Raw genomic sequence first — 18,789 nt, forward strand, 5'->3', positions numbered from 1 at the left:
CCGAGTTACGGTGACTCCGGAGCCCTGGTTTTGCGAGAGGACTTGCTGGGCCGCTTTTTAACGATACTCACTCCGTAATCACTTTTTAGAACGTTAATAACCGCTTCAAAAAACTCAGCTTTTTGATTTGCCAGTTTAAGCTGCTCTTCCAGTTCTCTGATTTTTTGTTCAGGTGTTAGAGGCATGTTTATCGTAGGCACGGACAGTCTCCTCTTTGAAAGACCTAGAGTCCCGGGGTTCCAGTCAAGCCGGCCGTACTTACGCAACCAGACAAGAACAGTAGAGCGTCCCTGGATACCATATCGTTGCTGAGCCTGTTTATAGGTCATTTCGCCTTTTTCAACCTGTTCAACAACAGCTACTTTAAAGGATAGAGGATAATCTCGTTGGGTGCGTTTGAACTCTGTCATCATCACGTTCTCCAGAATTAGAACAGGAACGTGTCAACGCTATTCAGGACGGGTCACACACATAAAAAAAGCCCCTTATGGGGCTTTTTATTGACCAAAGTCATCAGTGATTACTGGGCGTGTTGCTGCTGTTGGGCTTTTTCTTCAGCGGCTTTCTTTTGTGCTGCTTTTTTCGCCATGTGATGACCAATAAAGCATCCACCTACCGCACCAATCACGCCATGATGATGAGCCAGGTGACCGGCTACGCCACCTGCAACAGCGCCTTTGATACAACCAGCGGCCATCGCAGTTTGGGAAAGCAGTAAAGTTCCGGCCAGCGCCAGAGCGGAAAGTGTTTTATTCATAATCATTTCTCCTGTTAATGCAGGCAGAGAGTAACACCCCTGCACGATTGTACAGCCTGTTAAAGTATTAAAATTCTTATATAACTGTGTCAGAACTCTAACAGTGTAACTGTCCTTTCCGGCTAAAAGTGCAGGGCATCTATTCGTGTGATAAACCGCTGCAGATCCTAGTTAATGATAGGCTGACTGACGCGCCAATGCTGCTGATTTTCAGCCAGTTCTTTTCGCCACCCTGATTAACATGTACCATAACATCCTTAGCAGTATAGCCACTGACAACAACTCCGCTTTTTTTGTACCAAATACAGTCCAAAATGAGGAGTAGCAGTTGTTGGCGTTACTGCAATTTACTGAATTTAAATAAAAATCAATATTTGCATGTAGCCTTTGGTGTGGGTTACCACTGCAATTAAGGATATGAAATGCCAGTTATAACTCTTCCTGACGGAAGTCAGCGTTCTTTTGACCACGCAGTAAGCGTGATGGATATTGCCCAAGATATCGGCCCGGGTCTGGCAAAAGCCTGTATTGCCGGTCGTGTTAACGGCGAGCTGGTGGATGCTGTCGATCCTATTACCGAAGACGCGCAGGTAGCGATTATTACCGCTAAAGATGAAGCAGGGATGGAAATTATTCGTCACTCCTGCGCTCACCTGCTGGGTCATGCCATCAAGCAGCTGTGGCCGGATACCAAAATGGCCATCGGGCCGGTGATCGATCACGGTTTTTACTATGATGTCGACATGGATCATACCCTGACGCAGGAAGATCTGGAACGGCTCGAAAAACGGATGCACGAGCTGGCTGAGACCAACTACGAGGTCATCAAGAAGAAAGTCAGCTGGCAAGAAGCACGAGATACCTTTGAAGCCCGTGGCGAGAGCTACAAAATGGCTATCCTTGACGAAAATATCAGCCATGATGACCGTCCAGGACTTTACCATCATGAAGAATATGTTGATATGTGCCGCGGTCCGCACGTACCAAACATGCGTTTCTGCCATCATTTCAAATTGCAAAAAACCGCTGGTGCATACTGGCGTGGCGATAGCAGCAACAAAATGCTGCAGCGTATTTATGGGACGGCCTGGGCCGATAAAAAGCAGCTGGCCGCTTATTTGAAACGCTTGGAAGAAGCGGCTAAGCGTGATCACCGTAAAATCGGTAAGCAGCTTGACTTGTACCATATGCAGGAAGAAGCGCCAGGCATGGTATTCTGGCACAATGACGGCTGGACCATTTTCCGTGAACTGGAAGTCTTTGTCCGCACTAAGCTAAAAGAGTACCAGTACCAGGAAGTGAAAGGTCCGTTTATGATGGACCGAGTGCTGTGGGAAAAAACTGGGCACTGGGAAAACTACAAAGAGGCAATGTTCACCACCTCCTCCGAGAACCGTGAATACTGCATCAAGCCTATGAACTGCCCGGGCCACGTACAGATCTTCAATCAGGGTCTGAAGTCTTACCGTGACCTGCCGCTGCGGATGGCAGAGTTCGGCAGCTGTCACCGTAACGAGCCATCAGGGGCGCTACATGGTCTTATGCGCGTGCGCGGCTTTACCCAGGATGATGCGCATATCTTCTGCACCGAAGATCAAATTCTGGATGAAGTGAACAGCTGTATCCGTATGATCTATGATATGTACGGTACCTTCGGCTTCGAGAAAATCGTCGTTAAGCTGTCAACCCGTCCGGAAAAACGTATCGGTAGCGATGAGCTGTGGGATCGTGCTGAGCAAAACTTGGCAGAGGCACTGAACGCTAACGGTATTGAATTTGAATACCAGCCGGGAGAAGGGGCGTTCTACGGTCCTAAAATTGAATTTACTTTATATGATTGTCTGGATCGTGCCTGGCAGTGTGGTACAGTACAGCTCGATTTCTCATTACCGGGCCGTCTGGATGCCACCTATGTGGGCGAAAACAACGAACGTCAGACTCCGGTAATGATCCACCGCGCCATTCTGGGCTCTGTGGAGCGCTTTATCGGTATCCTGACCGAAGAATACGCGGGCTTCTTCCCAAGCTGGCTGGCACCGCTGCAGGTTGTTGTGATGAATATCACAGATAATCAGGCGGATTATGTCAACGAATTGACCCGGAAATTACAAAAAGCTGGTATTCGTGTAAAAGCGGACTTGAGAAACGAGAAGATTGGCTTTAAAATTCGTGAACACACATTACGTCGCGTTCCCTATATGCTGGTCTGTGGTGAGAAAGAAGTGGAGGCCGGTAAAGTTGCCGTGCGTACCCGCCGCGGAAAAGATTTAGGTTCAATGGATGTCGATGTATTTATAGATGCTCTGCAACAGGAAATTAGTAGCAGAAATCTTAATCAATTGGAGGAGTAAGGTATTAAAGGCGGAAAAAGAGTACAACCAACACGTCCGAACCGTATCAACGGTGAAATCCGTGCAACTGAGGTTCGTTTGACGGGTGTTGACGGTGAGCCGCTGGGCATTGTCAGCCTGCGTGAAGCTTTAGAAAAATCTGAAGAAGCCGGCGTGGATTTAGTTGAAATCAGCCCTAACGCCGAGCCGCCGGTTTGCCGCATCATGGATTACGGCAAATTCCTCTATGAAAAAAGCAAATCTTCTAAGGAACAGAAGAAAAAGCAAAAAGTTGTTCAGGTGAAGGAAATTAAATTCCGTCCCGGAACAGATGAAGGCGACTATCAGGTCAAACTACGCAACCTGATTCGTTTTCTCGAAGAGGGCGATAAAGCCAAGATCACACTGCGTTTCCGCGGTCGTGAAATGGCGCACCAGCAGATCGGTATGGAAGTGCTTAACCGCGTGAAAGAAGATCTGTCTGAACTGGCTGTTGTTGAATCCTTCCCATCAAGGATTGAAGGACGCCAGATGATCATGGTGCTCGCACCCAAGAAGAAGTAATAGGCCTTCAAGTAATTTGACCGCTCAACCCATCGGGTAGGGCGGTTGAATTCGCCTATTGGTTCATTTTATTAACAATGCGAAGTGGATATTTTTAAAATGCCAAAGATTAAAACTGTACGTGGAGCGGCGAAACGCTTCAAGAAGACTGCTTCTGGCGGCTTCAAGCGTAAACACGCTAACCTGCGCCATATTCTGACTAAAAAGTCTACTAAGCGTAAACGTCACCTGCGTCCGAAAGGCATGGTGTCTAAAGGCGATCTGGGTCTGGTTATTGCCTGCCTGCCATACGCATAAGTTAACTTTTTTTTCACAGAATATAAAACAGGAGAGTCAAAATGGCTCGTGTAAAACGTGGTGTTATCGCCCGCGCTCGTCACAAAAAAATCTTAAAACAAGCTAAAGGCTACTACGGTGCACGTTCACGTGTTTACCGTGTTGCTTTCCAGGCTGTTATCAAAGCTGGTCAGTACGCATACCGCGACCGTCGTCAACGTAAGCGTCAGTTCCGTCAGCTGTGGATTGCACGTATCAACGCTGCAGCCCGTCAGAATGGCATGTCTTACAGCCGTTTCATCAATGGCCTGAAAAAAGCCTCTATTGAAATCGACCGTAAGATCCTGGCTGACATCGCCGTATTCGACAAAGTAGCATTTACTGCTTTGGTCGAAAAAGCGAAATCAGTTCTGGCATAAGTCAGATGAAAAAGGGAGCTTGCTCCCTTTTTTATTCTGCAATCAAAGGCTAACGCGTTGACAGTTATCTGTTATCATAGCAACTGGCTTCCATATCAACCATTAAGGTAACGCAAGTTTGAATACTGCTATTTTCCGTTTCTTTTTTTACTTTAGCACCTGATCTCCGGGGGCTTTTGCGCAGCAGAAAAGAAACGAAAAATCGCGCTGAAAGCCTCCCTGGTGGAGGCTTTTTTGTTTTCTGGCGATACAGACCCGGGGTCACCCGGGATAAGAACATAACCGAGACTAACCGGATAAAGAGGAAAACATGTCCCAACTCGCAGAATTAGTTGCCCGCGCCCGGGCCGCTATAGACGAGGCGACGGATATCGCCGCCCTTGACGCTGTTCGCGTCGAATACCTGGGTAAAAAAGGCCATCTGACTCTGCAGATGACGACATTGCGTGAATTGCCAGCGGAAGAGCGTCCGGCTGCCGGTGCGGTGATCAACGAGGCTAAGCAGCAAGTTCAGGAACATTTGAACGGCCGTAAGCAGGCGTTGGAATCTGATGCCCTGAACGCCCGTTTGGCTGCCGAAACCATTGATGTTTCCCTGCCAGGTCGTCGTATCGAAAATGGCGGACTGCACCCAGTGACCCGGACCATCAACCGTATCGAAAGCTTTTTCGGTGAATTAGGCTTCAGTGTGGCCAATGGCCCGGAAATCGAAGATGCTTACTATAATTTCGATGCCCTGAACATCCCTGGTCACCACCCGGCCCGTGCCGATCATGATACCTTCTGGTTCGACGCTAAGCGTTTGCTGCGTACCCAGACCTCTGGGGTGCAGATCCGTACCATGGAGAATAGCGCACCGCCTATCCGTGTCATGGCACCAGGCCGCGTTTACCGTAATGACTACGACCAGACCCATACCCCGATGTTCCATCAGATGGAAGGGCTAATGGTCGATAAAAATATCAGCTTTACCAATCTTAAAGGTACGCTGCACGATTTCCTGAATAACTTCTTTGAGGAAGATCTGCAGGTACGTTTCCGTCCATCCTATTTCCCTTTCACTGAGCCTTCTGCGGAAGTGGATGTTATGGGTAAAAATGGTAAGTGGCTGGAAGTCTTGGGCTGCGGAATGGTCCATCCTAATGTGCTGCGTAACGTCGGTATTGACCCGGAAGTATACTCCGGCTTTGCCTTCGGGATGGGTATTGAGCGTCTGACTATGCTGCGCTACGGCGTCACCGATCTGCGCGCATTTTTCGAAAATGATCTTCGTTTCCTGAAACAGTTTAAATAAGGGCAGGTTATCCAATGAAATTCAGTGAACTCTGGTTACGTGAATGGGTAAATCCGGCCCTGAACAGTGAAGAACTCTCCGGACAGATCACCATGGCGGGCCTGGAAGTGGACGATGTGACCCCGGTTGCTGGTGCTTTTACTGGCGTTGTTGTCGGTGAGGTCGTCGAGTGCGGTCAGCATCCCAATGCTGACAAACTCCGAGTCACTAAAGTCAATGTCGGCGGTGAACGTCTGCTGGATATCGTCTGTGGTGCACCGAATTGCCGTCAAGGCTTGAAAGTGGCGGTGGCCACTGTCGGCGCAGTGCTGCCAGGCGATTTCAAAATTAAAGCTGCCAAACTGCGCGGTGAGCCATCTGAAGGGATGTTGTGCTCTTTCTCTGAGTTAGGCATCAATGTCGAATCAGAAGGGATCATGGAATTACCGGCTGCTGCCGTACCGGGGACCGATTTCCGTCAGTTCCTGAAACTCGACGACAACACCATAGAAATCAGTGTCACCCCGAACCGTGCAGACTGCCTGAGTATTCAGGGGGTGGCCCGTGATGTGGCAGTGCTCAATGGTCTGTCCCTGACAGTTCCACCTTGTGAAGCAGTGGCGGCGGGTAGTGACAAAACCTTCCCGATTGAGGTGCAAGCGACAGAAGCTTGTCCACGTTATCTGGGCCGTGTGGTTACCGGCATTGATGTCACGGTAGCTACCCCACTGTGGATGACCGAAAAACTGCGCCGCTGTGGTATACGTTCTGTTGATGCGGTGGTGGATATCACCAACTATGTGCTGATGGAGTTGGGTCAGCCAATGCATGCCTTTGACCTGGATCGTCTGGATCAGGGGATTGTGGTGCGTCAGGCCGTAGAAGGGGAAAAACTGACCCTGCTGGACGGCAACGAAGTGACCCTGACCGCCGATACTCTGGTCATTGCGGATCAACACAAGCCACTGGCGATGGCCGGTATCTTTGGCGGAGCAGACTCTGGCGTCAGTAACACCACCACCAATATTCTGTTTGAATGTGCCTACTTCGCACCGTTAGCCATTACCGGACGTGCTCGCCGTTACGGTCTGCATACCGATGCGTCGCACCGTTACGAGCGCGGTGTTGACTCTACCTTGCAGTATCGAGCTATCGAACGTGCTACCGCACTGTTACTTGAAATCTGTGGCGGTGTTGCCGGCCCAGTGATTGATCGTACCAGTGAAGCTGACCTGCCAGCACCGGCCACTATTACCCTGCGTCGTAGCAAGTTAGATCGTCTGATCGGCCATCATATTGAGGATGCGCAAGTCACGGATATTCTGACCCGTCTGGGCTGTGACGTGACTACCGCGCCAGACCAGTGGACAGCGACCGCACCAGGCTGGCGTTTCGATATGGAAATTGAAGAAGATCTGGTGGAAGAAGTTGCCCGTATTTACGGTTACAACAACATTCCTGATGTACCGGTACGTGCAGATCTGGTCATGCCAGCTCACCGTGAAGCAAACCTGCCTCTGTCCCGCGTCAAAGCGTTGCTGGTCGATAAAGGCTATCAGGAAGCCATCACTTACAGCTTTGTTGACCCGAAAATTCAGGCTCTGGTCCATCCAAGTGAAGAAGCGCTGACTTTGCCGAACCCGATCTCCGTTGATATGTCGGCGATGCGCTTATCGCTGCTCACGGGTCTGCTGGGCGCGGTTGTGTATAACCAGAACCGTCAGCAGGGTCGTGTGCGTCTGTTTGAAAGTGGTCTGCGTTTTGTGCCGGATGCTAATGCCGAACTGGGTATCCGCCAGCAACTGATGTTAGCGGGTGTCATCACCGGTACCCGTGTCGAAGAGCACTGGGATCAGGAACGTGCCAGCGTTGACTTCTTTGACATGAAAGGTGATCTGGAAGCACTGCTGGACCTAACTGGTAAAGCGGAGCAGATTGATTTCCGTGCAGAGCAACATTCTGCCCTGCATCCGGGCCAAAGTGCTGGAATTTATTTGCAGGATCAATATATTGGTTTTATTGGCGTAATTCACCCAGAACTAGAACGTAAGCTTGACCTGAACGGCCGGACAGTGGTATTTGAATTGCTATGGGATAAGGTTGCAGATCGCCTGCTACCTGCTGCGAAAGAGGTTTCTCGCTTCCCGGCTAACCGTCGCGACATTGCTGTGGTGGTCGCTGAAAGCGTTCCTTCAGCAGATGTGATTGCAGAGTGTAAGAAAGTTGGCGTAAATCAGATAGTTGGCGTAAACTTGTTTGACGTGTACCGCGGTAAGGGTGTGAGTGAGGGCTATAAGAGCCTTGCAATCAGCCTGATTTTGCAGGATACCAGCCGGACACTCGAAGAAGAGGAAATTGCCGCCACTGTAGCCAACTGTGTTGCGGCATTAAAAGAGCGATTCCAGGCAACCTTGAGGGATTGAACCTATGGCGCTTACAAAAGCTGAAATGTCAGAGTATCTGTTTGAAAAGCTGGGTCTAAGCAAGCGAGATGCGAAAGATCTGGTGGAACTGTTTTTTGAAGAAGTCCGTAGGGCGCTGGAAAATGGTGAGCAGGTAAAACTGTCCGGGTTTGGCAATTTCGACTTACGGGATAAAAATCAACGGCCCGGGCGCAACCCGAAAACCGGTGAAGATATTCCGATTACTGCTCGTCGGGTGGTGACGTTCCGCCCAGGGCAGAAATTAAAGAGTCGTGTAGAAAATGCCGCGCCTAAAAAAAGCTGATATTACTGCTCGTGTAATGTGAAAAAGGCCGCTCAGCGGCCTTTTTTTTATGCTCGAGATTAAAATGTTACGCTTTCAGTGCTGGAAAAATGGGTTATCCGCAGCGGGTTTCTCTGTAATGGCCCTCATAGAAGGCACGCAAGGAAGTTGCCAAACTGCGCAGATTATGGCATCAATTTGCAGTGGATCTGCTTGCCAGCGGCAGGTATCCGCCCCAACATCCGCGTAATCTGTGACTCAGGGAGCAGGGCAATGGTAAGGATAGCAGTGGCACTTCTGATTTTGTTACTGGCAGGTTGCAGTTCTCGGGCACCCGCGCCGGATGCCCGCTTATCCGATTCAGCCAAAGTCCGTACAGTGCTTAATTATCAATTGAACGAGTGGCGCGGCACTCCATACCGTTTCGGCGGACTCAGTCGCCGAGGCGTCGATTGTTCAGGCTTCGTTTATCGCACCTTCCGTGACCGTTTTGGCATCCTATTACCCCGAACCACCGAGAAACAGAGTGAAGTCGGCACCCGCATCAAAAAAAGTGAACTGTTACCGGGTGACTTGGTATTCTTCAAAACCAGCTGGGGCGGTGACGGCCTGCATGTCGGTATCTATGACCGCAATAATCAGTTTATTCATGCCTCCACCAGCCGTGGCGTGATGCGCTCCTCATTGAACAATGTCTACTGGCGCAAGGTGTTTTGGCAGGCACGGCGACTGTGATCCTTTACGGTATGGCCTATTAAGTTGCTCACAGGCAGGGTAAACTGCCCCGAACAGCCCACCAGAACGCTGTTCAGACACCTGCGGAGTTGCTATGCGCTTTACCAATACTTGGTTTAATGAACTGCCTGAAATGTATCAGTCAGTAACCCCTACGCCCCTGCAAAATGGGCGCCTGCTGTATCATAACGCCCCTCTTAGCCAGCAATTACAGTTGGATCCGCAACTGTTCGAAGGACAAGGGCATCCGCTGTTCAGTGGTGGCGAGCTTCTTGCCGACATGCAACCGCTGGCCCAGGTGTACAGTGGGCACCAATTCGGTGTCTGGGCGGGGCAGTTGGGCGACGGACGGGGACTATTGCTCGGCGAGCAATCCCTCAGCGATGGCGGTAAAGTGGACTGGCATTTAAAAGGTGCCGGCTTGACCCCCTATTCGCGCAGCGGTGATGGTCGGGCAGTGATCCGTTCTACCGTCAGGGAGTTTCTGGCCTCCGAAGCGCTACATGGGCTGGGAATTCCCACCACTCGGGCGTTAACCCTTGCCATCAGCGACGAGCCGGTGCGGCGTGAACAGACTGAACGCGGCGCTATGCTGGTGCGTATTGCGGACAGTCATCTGCGCTTTGGACATTTTGAGCACTTCTTCTATCGCAATCAGCCAGACCAGGTTAAACAACTGGCAGATTATGCTATTCGCCATCATTGGCCTGAGTTGGCCGAGCAGGCTGACCGCTATCAACTGTGGTTTGCCGACATCGTTCGGCGTACTGCGCGGCTGATTGGCTTGTGGCAGAGCGTTGGCTTCGCCCACGGAGTGATGAATACCGATAATATGTCGCTGCTCGGTCTGACCCTTGACTACGGCCCCTATGGTTTTCTCGACAAGTATGCGCCGAGCTTTATCTGCAACCACAGTGATTATCAAGGGCGCTACAGCTTCGAACATCAACCCTCAGCGGGGCTGTGGAACCTCCACCGTTTGGCTCATGCCTTGTCACCATTAATGGACACTGAGCAGCTTAAACAGGCGCTGTCAGGCTATGAAAGCGAGCTGATGAACACTTGGGGACAACAGATGCGCGGGAAACTCGGTCTGTTTACTGCGACAGAGCAGGATAATGATTTGCTGAGTGAATTGTTAGCTCTGATGGCTGCTGAGGGCAGCGATTATACCCGTACTTTCCGACTGCTCAGCGAGACTGAACAACACCAAGCACAGTCACCTCTACGCGATGAGTTTATCGATAGAGCGGCCTTTGATCACTGGTTCAGCAAATACCGCCAGCGACTGGTACAGGAGCAGGTCAGTGACTCGAAACGGCGTGACCGTATGCAGGGGATTAACCCTGTCGTGGTCCTGCGTAATTACCTAGCCCAAGAGGCGATCAACGGAGCAGAGCAGGGGGATCCACAGCGGCTGGCAGAACTGCACCAAGCGCTGCGAAACCCCTATCAGCTGGCCGCTGACCACCAATCTCTATTTAACCGCCCTCCAGAGTGGAGTCAATCACTGGAAATCAGTTGCTCAAGTTAAGTTATCCGTTAGCGTACTGACTCTACTGCCTCAGCCAAAAGAGCCAGCAACATTTCGCTGTCCTGCCAGCTGAGGCAGGGGTCAGTGATAGACTGCCCATAACGCAGAGGTTGTCCGGGGACCACGTCCTGACGGCCTTCCTCAATAAAGCTTTCAACCATCACACCGGCAATGGCGTGCTCACCGTTGCGGATCTGTGCAGCCACATCCTCAGCCACCTGCAATTGCCGGCGATGTTGCTTCTGACAATTAGCATGACTGAAATCGACTACCAATCTAGGAGACAGTCCAGCCGCTTGTAACTGTTCACGGCTGGCCTGAACATGTGGCTGGCTGTAGTTAGGCTGCTGACCGCCACGCAGAATAATATGTCCATCAGGGTTACCGCTGGTCTGATAGATGGTCATTTGTCCCTGTTTATCGGGGGATAAGAACATATGTGAAGCCTGTGCAGCCCTTACCGCATCGATAGCAATACGGATATTACCGTCAGTCCCGTTCTTAAAGCCCACCGGACAAGAGAGCGCAGAAGCCATCTCACGATGGATTTGGCTCTCGGTAGTACGGGCACCAATGGCCCCCCAACTGATCAGGTCCGCCATATACTGGCCGTTAACCATATCGAGGAATTCGGTCGCAGTTGGCATGCCCAGCGCATTAATATCCAGCAATAATTGGCGGGCAATGGCAAGTCCTTGATTGATGTTGTAGCTGCCGTCTAAGCCTGGATCATTGATAAGTCCTTTCCAGCCGGTAATGGTTCGGGGTTTTTCAAAATAGGTACGCATCACAATCTCAAGCGGCCCCTGATAACGTTCACGCAACCTGTTCAATCGTTGTGCATAGTCAAGAGCAGACTGTGGGTGGTGCAACGAACAAGGTCCGATTACCACTAGCAGGCGACGGTCCAAGCCCTGGAGGATGCGGCTGATACGCTGGCGGGTGGCAAGGATAGTGTGACTGATGGTGTCACTGACCGGAAACTGTTGCATTAACGTGGCTGGAGCGACCAGCGGCGCAACTGGGCGGGTGCGTAATTCATCGGTTTTAGTCATAGTGGTCTCGGAGTCTGCTTTCAGCGGCACAATGCCGGAAAGATATGGACATCAGAGTAGCGAAACCGATGATCTTTTCAACTGTTAGACGTAAAGCCTAGGATGAGGATCAACCTTAAACGGACAAAAAAAAGCCCCTCGGAAGGGGGCAAAGACTACACACAGCAATAAGGGGGTAATAGCTAATGCCGGAGAGGAAATGATAGAGTCAGATTAATGTTAAATTTGTAGTAAATCTGTAAGATTTATCCCATTAGAGGAAGGGGTAACCGGCACCCCTCTTCAAAAAGTGCCGGTCAGGATAGCCTTAGGCCAGCGGTTCTTGGCGTGCCTGACGCTCCTGTTCCGCGGTTTTGCGGGCATCTTCCAGCAACTCTTCCACCACTAAATCCGGGTCGTCGTGGGGCTCTGGCGCTTCGTGCATCCACACTGATACCAGTCGGTAGGAAACTGCCAGTACCACCGGACCGATAAACAGTCCGATCATGCCGAAGGCGACTAGACCGCCGATCACTCCGGAAAGGATGATCAGCATCGGTAGGTCGGCACCTAGGCGGATCAACATCGGCCGCACAAAGCTGTCCATGGTGGCAACCACACAACTCCACACCAGCAGTACCGTGCCCCAGGTGGTATCACCACTCCAGTAAAGCCAGATAATGGCCGGGACCAATACCAGTAACGGACCAATCTGGATCAGACAACACAGGATCATCACTACCGTGAGGATGGTGGCATAAGGAATACCACTAATCGCCAAACCGATACCGCCTACTACCCCTTGTAAAAGAGCGGTAACCACCACACCTAGAGCGACGGCACGAATCGCTTGCCCAGCCAACAGCACCACCGCATCCCCCCGGCGGCCCGCTAAACGGTAGGCAAAATGCCTGATCCCTTGGCCGACCCGCTCACCACGCCAGTACAGCAAAATACTAAACAATAGCATCAGCGCTAAGTGGACCATCAGGCGGCCAAAGTGTCCGGCCTGGGCCACAAAAAAGCTGGTGGTTCGCCCAATATACGGCTGAATACGGGCCATCATGGCGGTGCCGCCGCCGGTGATCATTTTATGGTAGGAGTCTGACAGTCTGTCGCCGATATAGGGCACATTATGCAGCCACTCCATTTGCGGGATTTCAATATGTCCGGAACTCAGCCAAGCGATCACCGGGCCACTGTTCTCCAGCACGCTGCTAATCAGCAGAGAGATGGGCAGAATAAACACTAGCAGTAAGATTAGTGTCATCGCCAGCACTGCTAAGGAGCGTCGCCCCCATAGCATTTTCTGGATACGCAGCATCAGGCCCCAAGTGGCGATCACCACCATCCCAGCCCAAGCAAAGCCGAGGATAAACGGCTGAACCACCCAGAAGCAGGCCAGGATCATTAATCCGAAAAACATGAGGGTAAATAACTTTTGCGGTAAATCCCCGTCCTTTGAGCGTAATTTCATAACGTCCTCAACCTTATGTAGTTCACCCGATATCAGAGTGCAGCTAATGATGCGGTATTTCTGCTAAATACAATAGGGGATAAAAGCAACTTTTTCACACACTAACTCCAGCCACAGCGCCGAAAATATGGTAAAACAAATTATTCTGATAATGACAATGACACGACATCTGGTTTTAGCACATGATCCCTAAGATTCAGCAGGCACCGGGGCTTAGCCCTGAAGTCCTCTCCTATATCGATACACTGAAAAACCAAGGCTTTACCGGCGATATTGCTACTGATTATGGCTCGCGGTTGACCATGGCCGTCGACAATAGCCTCTATCAGAGTATGCCGCAGGCAATCGTTTTCCCACGATCGGTGGCGGATATTTCATTACTGAGCCGTGTGGCGGCCGACCCAGCCTACGAGGTATTGTCCTTTACTCCGCGCGGCGGGGGGACAGGTACTAACGGTCAATCCCTTAACCAGGGGGTGATTGTCGACCTCTCTCGGTATATGAATCGGATCTTAGAAATTAACTGCGAAGAGGGGTGGGTTCGGGTAGAAGCCGGTGTGGTGAAAGACCAGCTTAACCAGTGGCTGAAACCCTATGGCTTTTTCTTCGCCCCAGAACTCTCTACCAGTAACCGTGCTACCCTCGGCGGGATGATCAATACCGATGCCTCCGGACAGGGCTCACTGGTGTACGGTAAGACCTCAGACCACGTGCTGGGTGTCCGCGCCGTGATTGACGGTGGCGATATCCTCGATACCCGTGAGATGCCGGTGGCCTTAGCGGAAAATATGGCGCAGCAGAACACCCGTGAAGGGCAGATCTATCGCCAGGTTATCGACAGCTGCCGTGATAACCGGCAGTTGATCCTCGACAAATTCCCAAAACTGAACCGTTTCTTGACCGGTTACGATCTACGACATGTGTTTAGCGACGATCTGCAATCCTTCGACCTGACGCGTATTGTCTGTGGTTCTGAAGGTACACTGGCCTTTGTCGCTGAGGCTAAACTGGATATCACTCCGATCCCGAAAGTGCGACAACTGGTCAATATCAAATACGATAGCTTTGACTCGGCCCTGCGCAATGCACCATTCTTGGTACAGGCGCAGGCACTGTCGGTGGAAACGGTGGATTCCAAAGTCCTTGGGTTGGCTCGAGAGGACATTGTGTGGCACTCGGTCCAAGAGTTGATCACCCCGGTGGAAGGCCGGGAGATGCTGGGCTTGAATATCGTCGAATTTGCCGGCGATGATAGAGGCAAAATTGAAGGGCAGGTTGCCGACTTATGTCAACGCCTCGAGGCACTGATGCAGGCCGGTGAAGCGGGGGTGATCGGTTATCAGTGTTGTACCGAACTGGCACAAGTCGAACGTATCTATGGAATGCGTAAGAAATCAGTTGGCCTATTAGGCAATACCAAAGGCCACGCCAAACCGATGCCGTTTGTGGAGGACACTGCGGTGCCACCTGAATATCTGGCTGATTATATTGCCGATTTCCGTGCGCTACTTGACGGGCATGGCCTGCAATATGGCATGTTCGGTCACGTGGACGCCGGTGTTTTGCATGTACGACCCATCTTGGATATGTGTGATCCACAGCAGGAGAAACTGATGAAGCAGATCTCCGATGAGGTGGTTGCGCTCACCGCCAGTTATGGCGGATTACTGTGGGGCGAACACGGTAAAGGCTACCGCGGTGCCTATACCGAAGATTTTTTTGGTAGCCAGCTCTTTGCAGAGCTACGCAAAGTGAAGGCTGCTTTTGATCCCGCGAACCGTCTTAATCCAGGTAAAATTTGTACCCCGTTGGACAGTCAGGCAACATTGATCCCCATCGAGAGCCCGACCCGTGGCAGTTTTGATCGCCAAATTCCGGTCTCTGTTCGCGAAAGTTGGCGCGGCGCGATGGAATGTAACGGTAACGGCTTGTGCTTTAACTTTGATGTAAATAGCCCAATGTGCCCATCAATGAAAATCACCAGCAACCGTCTGCATTCACCAAAAGGGCGCGCTACGTTAACCCGTGAGTGGTTGCGTCTTCTGGCGGACCAGGGCGTTGACCCTCAGCAACTGGAACAGACGCTGCCGCAAAATTCATTGAGCCTGCGGGGTTTTATCACCAAGCTGAAAAACAGTCGTCATGCGGCGCGGGGTGACTACGATTTCTCTCACGAAGTCAAAGAAGCAATGTCCGGCTGTCTGGCCTGCAAAGCCTGTTCCACCCAATGTCCGATTAAAATTGATGTCCCTTCCTTTCGCTCTCGTTTCTTACAGTTGTATCACAGCCGCTATTTGCGTCCGCTCAGTGACCACCTAGTGGCCTCGGTTGAAAGTTACACCCCTCTGATGGCTACAGCGCCTAAGCTGTTTAACTTCTTCCTGACCCATCCGGCCATACAGTCACTGAGTAAAAAATATATTGGGATGGTGGATCTGCCGGCGCTGTCCTCACCGGGACTGAAACAGCAACTAGCGGGCCATCAGGCAGTGACCACCACTCTGGAGGATCTCCAGGCCATGAGCCTTGAACAGCGTCAGGAGTATGTGCTGGTGGTCCAGGACCCCTTCACTAGCTATTACGAAGCGACCTTAGTTAGCGACTTCGTACGCCTCGTAGCGGCATTGGGCTATAAACCGGTATTACTACCGTTCACGCCGAACGGTAAAGCCCAACATGTTAAAGGCTTTCTTACCCGTTTTGCTAAAACTGCACAAAAGAGTGCAGATTTCCTTAATCAGGTTGCGCAACTCGGATTACCGATGGTTGGTACCGACCCGGCGTTGGTACTGTGTTACCGTGATGAATACTGCGAGATCTTGGGGGATAAACGTGGTGACTTCCAAGTGATGCTTTCTCATGAGTGGCTAGATAGCGTCACCGCTGAGCGGGCAGAAAGGGCCAGCGAAGGGGAAAGTTGGTATCTGTTCCCGCACTGTACTGAAAACACCGCGCTGCCACAGGCTCAGGCCCGCTGGGCATCGATTTTCAGCCGCTTTGGTGCTCGTCTGGAAACCGTTAGCACCGGCTGTTGCGGAATGGCAGGGACATATGGTCACGAAACCCGTAACCTAGAAAATTCATTGGGGATTTATGGGTTGTCTTGGCAGCCACAACTGGATAAGCGTCCTGCTCACCGCTGTCTGGCGACCGGATATTCGTGCCGTAGTCAGATCAAACGTGTTGAAGGAAAGCCGGTACGCCATCCGTTACAGGCGTTGCTGGAAATTATCAGCTGAAGAGTTGTCTAGGGCTTAGGCTCTCGGCGCAGCGAGTGAAAAGGGCCTTGAGTACTCAGCTTGATCGTACAGCACAAAAAAATGGCGCCTCATGGGCGCCATTTTCATTACCAGTACGCTTACTTGCGGTATGCGTGAGCTTGGTTGTCCAGACGCTGGTTAGCGCGAGCTGCGTCATCTTTAGCAGCCTGAACGTCAGAACGCACTGCGCTTACGTCGTTGCTCAGCTGGTCAACTTTGGTGTTCAGAGTCTGAACATCGCTCGACAGTTGGTCGATTTTAGCGTTGCTAGAACAACCAGCCAGCAGAGTTGAACCCAGAACTACCGCGCCCAGTACCAGTTTAGTACGATTCATTATTTTACCCTCTAAATTGAGTTAATCTCCATGTAGCGGGATAAGTATTACACAAAGCATTTTCACTTGAGAATAAATTTTTTATGAGAAGATGCTTAAATTGAATTATTTGCTCAAAGAAACAGCGATTAATAACTGTTGATAAATTTTTTAACTAAAACAGCATTATTTAATCGGATTTACCTTAATTGAACCTCGGTTTTTTAGCTGTTTTCTAACGACTTTAGTTATTTCTTAAAATAAAAAAGCATAAAAAAAGGCACTCATTGAAGTGCCTTTATTAATTGAATGATTAAATAACGTGAACTGACGCAGTATTTGTTGTACCGCTTGGTACTAAAGCACCGGAAACCATTACCACAACATCGCCCGTAGAAGCGAAGCCTGCGCTAACTGCTATCTCTTTACCGATGCGATAAAAATCATCGGTCGATTCAATTGTGTCCACCAGATGGGTTTCAACCCCTTTGGTACACAGCAATTGGCGGGCGGTGGTTTCGTTGTTGGTCAGGGCCAAGATAGTCGCATCCGGAAAATATTTGCGGATGGATTTCGCCGACTTACCACCTTGGGTTGCTACCACGATCAATGAAGATTGCAGCTTTTCAGCCGTTTCAACGGCACCACGACATACCGCTTCGGTGATACGCAATTTGTGATGATCTTTAAGTTCATCAATACGGCTGCCCATGACGCGGTCAGTACGTTCACAAATCGTCGCCATAATAGTGACCGCTTCCAATGGGTATTTACCTTTAGCACTTTCACCGGACAACATGACGGCATCGGTACCATCAATAATGGCGTTTGCGACATCACCGGCTTCGGCGCGGGTAGGGCGCGGGTTTTTAATCATAGAGTCCAGCATCTGGGTCGCAGTAATCACCAGTTTACGGGCTTTATTACATTTTTTAATCATCATCTTCTGGGCAAAGATAACTTCTTCTACTGGGATTTCAACCCCTAGATCCCCGCGGGCAACCATGATGCCATCCGAGGCTTCGAGGATTTCATCAAAGTTATTCAGACCTTCTTGGTTTTCTATTTTAGAAATAATCTGAATATGTTCGCCGCCATGTTGTTTTAGGTGCTCACGGATATCCAGCACGTCAGAACGTTTACGGATAAAGGAAGCAGCCACAAAGTCTACACCTTGTTCACAGCCAAAAATCAGGTCACGTTTATCTTTTTCGGCCAGTGCAGGTAATTGAATTGAGACACCGGGCAGGTTTACTCCTTTATTTTCGCCGAGGTCACCGTTATTCAACACTTTACACTCGACAGTGTTCTCAGTGACTTTGATCACTTCCATCCCTAATAGGCCGTCATCAACTAGCACGGTATTGCCGACAGCCAAGTCAGCGGCGAAGCCAGGGTAGGTGACCGCTACTTGGTGTTGGTCACCGATCACTGATTGATCAGTGGTAAAGGTAAACGTCTGACCGGCAGTCAGGGAGACATCGTTACCCCCTGCCAGTTTCATGGTGCGGATTTCAGGGCCTTTGGTATCCAGCAGGATGGCGGCGTTATGGTTGGTTTTGCTGACCACCGCACGCAAGTTAGCAATGCGCTGACCATGCTCCGCGTAGTCACCATGAGAAAAATTCAGACGCATCACGTTCATACCTGCATCCAGCAGGTGAGTCAGCATCTCTTCCGATTCAGTTTTCGGGCCGATAGTACAGACGATTTTAGTTTTTTTCATGACGGGTCATCTACAGGTTGTAAGGAACGAGGAAGATATAAACCCCTAGCCACGGGCCAAAGGGAAATAATATGGGGCCTGGATGATACGGGCTTAATGGCGCGAAAAGCGGAGATAAGGGTTACACCACTCTCAGCGGTAGCAGGTAAAGCATCCGGAGCAAGAGCGGGATCAGATGTTGCGCAAACGGTGTAACTTTCGACACTTATCACGTTATTCGCGAAAACCATTTTAGTGGACAACGCAAACAGTATAGTCACAACCCGCAGGGAAAACCAAACATAATTCAGTGACTCAGACACTAGATCGCCTGAATAATGATATTGCGCAACGGTTATGCAAATTTATTTTTTTTCAGTCTGTTGGTTGCAGTAAGCGCGGTAT

General features: G+C 50.5%; 16 protein-coding genes, 1 pseudogene and 1 other annotated feature. Of the genes and pseudogenes, 11 read left to right on the plus strand and 6 right to left on the minus strand.

Annotation, left to right across the window (positions count from 1 at the left end; translation table 11 throughout):
* Both DW47_RS0107675 and DW47_RS0107680 read right to left on the minus strand, forming a co-directional pair.
* A pseudogene (locus tag DW47_RS0107675) lies at positions 1–413 on the minus strand (transposase); the annotation flags it as partial.
* A 107-nt stretch (positions 414–520) separates the two neighbouring features.
* Positions 521–757, minus strand: a complete 237-nt coding sequence (locus tag DW47_RS0107680; protein ID WP_029685819.1) for a hypothetical protein — start codon at positions 755–757, stop codon at positions 521–523.
* Between the two features lie 422 nt (positions 758–1,179).
* Here DW47_RS0107680 and thrS point away from each other — a divergent pair, with 422 nt between their 5' ends.
* From thrS to DW47_RS0107725, 10 genes are all read left to right on the plus strand, one after another.
* The gene (thrS, locus tag DW47_RS0107685) at positions 1,180–3,108 is read left to right on the plus strand and encodes a threonine--tRNA ligase (protein ID WP_029685821.1); all 1,929 of its coding nucleotides are present in this window, start codon (positions 1,180–1,182) and stop codon (positions 3,106–3,108) included.
* Between the two features lie 3 nt (positions 3,109–3,111).
* Positions 3,112–3,651 (plus strand): translation initiation factor IF-3, encoded by a 540-nt coding sequence (infC, locus tag DW47_RS0107690; RefSeq protein WP_029685822.1) that lies wholly within the window; start codon positions 3,112–3,114, stop codon positions 3,649–3,651.
* A 99-nt stretch (positions 3,652–3,750) separates the two neighbouring features.
* Entirely contained in the window at positions 3,751–3,948 is a 198-nt protein-coding gene (gene rpmI / locus DW47_RS0107695; RefSeq protein ID WP_004157374.1) for a 50S ribosomal protein L35, read from the plus strand.
* 41 nt (positions 3,949–3,989) lie between these two features.
* Positions 3,990–4,346, plus strand: coding sequence for a 50S ribosomal protein L20 (rplT, locus tag DW47_RS0107700; protein ID WP_025901912.1), 357 nt, complete (start codon positions 3,990–3,992; stop codon positions 4,344–4,346).
* Positions 4,347–4,459: 113 nt separating this feature from the next.
* Positions 4,460–4,585 (plus strand) — a sequence feature (Phe leader region).
* Positions 4,465–4,509, plus strand: a complete 45-nt coding sequence (pheM, locus tag DW47_RS17350) for a pheST operon leader peptide PheM (RefSeq protein ID WP_152473150.1) — start codon at positions 4,465–4,467, stop codon at positions 4,507–4,509. It overlaps the preceding feature by 45 nt.
* A 71-nt stretch (positions 4,586–4,656) precedes the next feature.
* On the plus strand, positions 4,657–5,640 hold the full coding sequence (pheS, locus tag DW47_RS0107705; protein WP_029685824.1) for a phenylalanine--tRNA ligase subunit alpha: 984 nt from the start codon (positions 4,657–4,659) through the stop codon (positions 5,638–5,640).
* A 14-nt stretch (positions 5,641–5,654) separates the two neighbouring features.
* Complete coding sequence (gene pheT / locus DW47_RS0107710) at positions 5,655–8,042, plus strand: phenylalanine--tRNA ligase subunit beta (RefSeq protein ID WP_029685825.1); 2,388 nt, start codon at positions 5,655–5,657, stop codon at positions 8,040–8,042.
* Positions 8,043–8,046: 4 nt separating this feature from the next.
* Entirely contained in the window at positions 8,047–8,346 is a 300-nt protein-coding gene (ihfA, locus tag DW47_RS0107715) for an integration host factor subunit alpha (RefSeq protein ID WP_029685826.1), read from the plus strand.
* Positions 8,347–8,598: 252 nt separating this feature from the next.
* Positions 8,599–9,060 (plus strand): C40 family peptidase, encoded by a 462-nt coding sequence (locus DW47_RS0107720; RefSeq protein ID WP_029685827.1) that lies wholly within the window; start codon positions 8,599–8,601, stop codon positions 9,058–9,060.
* Positions 9,061–9,154: 94 nt separating this feature from the next.
* On the plus strand, positions 9,155–10,594 hold the full coding sequence (locus DW47_RS0107725; protein WP_029685828.1) for a protein adenylyltransferase SelO: 1,440 nt from the start codon (positions 9,155–9,157) through the stop codon (positions 10,592–10,594).
* Between the two features lie 8 nt (positions 10,595–10,602).
* Here DW47_RS0107725 and DW47_RS0107730 read toward each other — a convergent pair whose 3' ends face one another.
* Positions 10,603–11,649 carry a 3-deoxy-7-phosphoheptulonate synthase gene (locus DW47_RS0107730; protein ID WP_029685829.1) on the minus strand — a complete coding sequence of 349 codons (1,047 nt, stop codon included), beginning with the start codon at positions 11,647–11,649 and terminating at the stop codon, positions 10,603–10,605.
* 307 nt (positions 11,650–11,956) lie between these two features.
* Positions 11,957–13,105, minus strand: a complete 1,149-nt coding sequence (ydiK, locus tag DW47_RS0107735) for an AI-2E family transporter YdiK (protein ID WP_051150868.1) — start codon at positions 13,103–13,105, stop codon at positions 11,957–11,959.
* Between the two features lie 182 nt (positions 13,106–13,287).
* On the opposite strand from ydiK, the gene ydiJ reads away from it, so the two are divergent.
* Positions 13,288–16,344 carry a D-2-hydroxyglutarate dehydrogenase YdiJ gene (ydiJ, locus tag DW47_RS0107740; protein ID WP_029685831.1) on the plus strand — a complete coding sequence of 1,019 codons (3,057 nt, stop codon included), beginning with the start codon at positions 13,288–13,290 and terminating at the stop codon, positions 16,342–16,344.
* A gap of 119 nt (positions 16,345–16,463) precedes the next feature.
* Here ydiJ and DW47_RS0107745 read toward each other — a convergent pair whose 3' ends face one another.
* Both DW47_RS0107745 and pykF read right to left on the minus strand, forming a co-directional pair.
* On the minus strand, positions 16,464–16,700 hold the full coding sequence (locus DW47_RS0107745) for a major outer membrane lipoprotein (RefSeq protein ID WP_029685832.1): 237 nt from the start codon (positions 16,698–16,700) through the stop codon (positions 16,464–16,466).
* 292 nt (positions 16,701–16,992) lie between these two features.
* Positions 16,993–18,405, minus strand: a complete 1,413-nt coding sequence (pykF, locus tag DW47_RS0107750) for a pyruvate kinase PykF (RefSeq protein WP_029685833.1) — start codon at positions 18,403–18,405, stop codon at positions 16,993–16,995.
* Positions 18,406–18,789 lie beyond the last annotated feature (384 nt).

The organism is Tatumella saanichensis (assembly GCF_000439375.1).
Classification (GTDB): Bacteria; Pseudomonadota; Gammaproteobacteria; order Enterobacterales; family Enterobacteriaceae; genus Tatumella; species Tatumella saanichensis.

Coding starts and splice junctions, on each gene's coding strand:
- ydiJ (WP_029685831.1), top strand. CDS start 13,288: ATGATCCCTAAGATTCAGCAGGCACCGGGGCTTAGCCCTGAAGTCCTC.
- DW47_RS0107720 (WP_029685827.1), top strand. CDS start 8,599: ATGGTAAGGATAGCAGTGGCACTTCTGATTTTGTTACTGGCAGGTTGC.
- DW47_RS0107745 (WP_029685832.1), bottom strand. CDS start 16,700: ATGAATCGTACTAAACTGGTACTGGGCGCGGTAGTTCTGGGTTCAACT.
- pykF (WP_029685833.1), bottom strand. CDS start 18,405: ATGAAAAAAACTAAAATCGTCTGTACTATCGGCCCGAAAACTGAATCG.
- pheS (WP_029685824.1), top strand. CDS start 4,657: ATGTCCCAACTCGCAGAATTAGTTGCCCGCGCCCGGGCCGCTATAGAC.
- ihfA (WP_029685826.1), top strand. CDS start 8,047: ATGGCGCTTACAAAAGCTGAAATGTCAGAGTATCTGTTTGAAAAGCTG.
- DW47_RS0107725 (WP_029685828.1), top strand. CDS start 9,155: ATGCGCTTTACCAATACTTGGTTTAATGAACTGCCTGAAATGTATCAG.
- DW47_RS0107680 (WP_029685819.1), bottom strand. CDS start 757: ATGAATAAAACACTTTCCGCTCTGGCGCTGGCCGGAACTTTACTGCTT.
- pheT (WP_029685825.1), top strand. CDS start 5,655: ATGAAATTCAGTGAACTCTGGTTACGTGAATGGGTAAATCCGGCCCTG.
- DW47_RS0107730 (WP_029685829.1), bottom strand. CDS start 11,649: ATGACTAAAACCGATGAATTACGCACCCGCCCAGTTGCGCCGCTGGTC.
- ydiK (WP_051150868.1), bottom strand. CDS start 13,105: ATGAAATTACGCTCAAAGGACGGGGATTTACCGCAAAAGTTATTTACC.
- thrS (WP_029685821.1), top strand. CDS start 1,180: ATGCCAGTTATAACTCTTCCTGACGGAAGTCAGCGTTCTTTTGACCAC.
- rpmI (WP_004157374.1), top strand. CDS start 3,751: ATGCCAAAGATTAAAACTGTACGTGGAGCGGCGAAACGCTTCAAGAAG.
- rplT (WP_025901912.1), top strand. CDS start 3,990: ATGGCTCGTGTAAAACGTGGTGTTATCGCCCGCGCTCGTCACAAAAAA.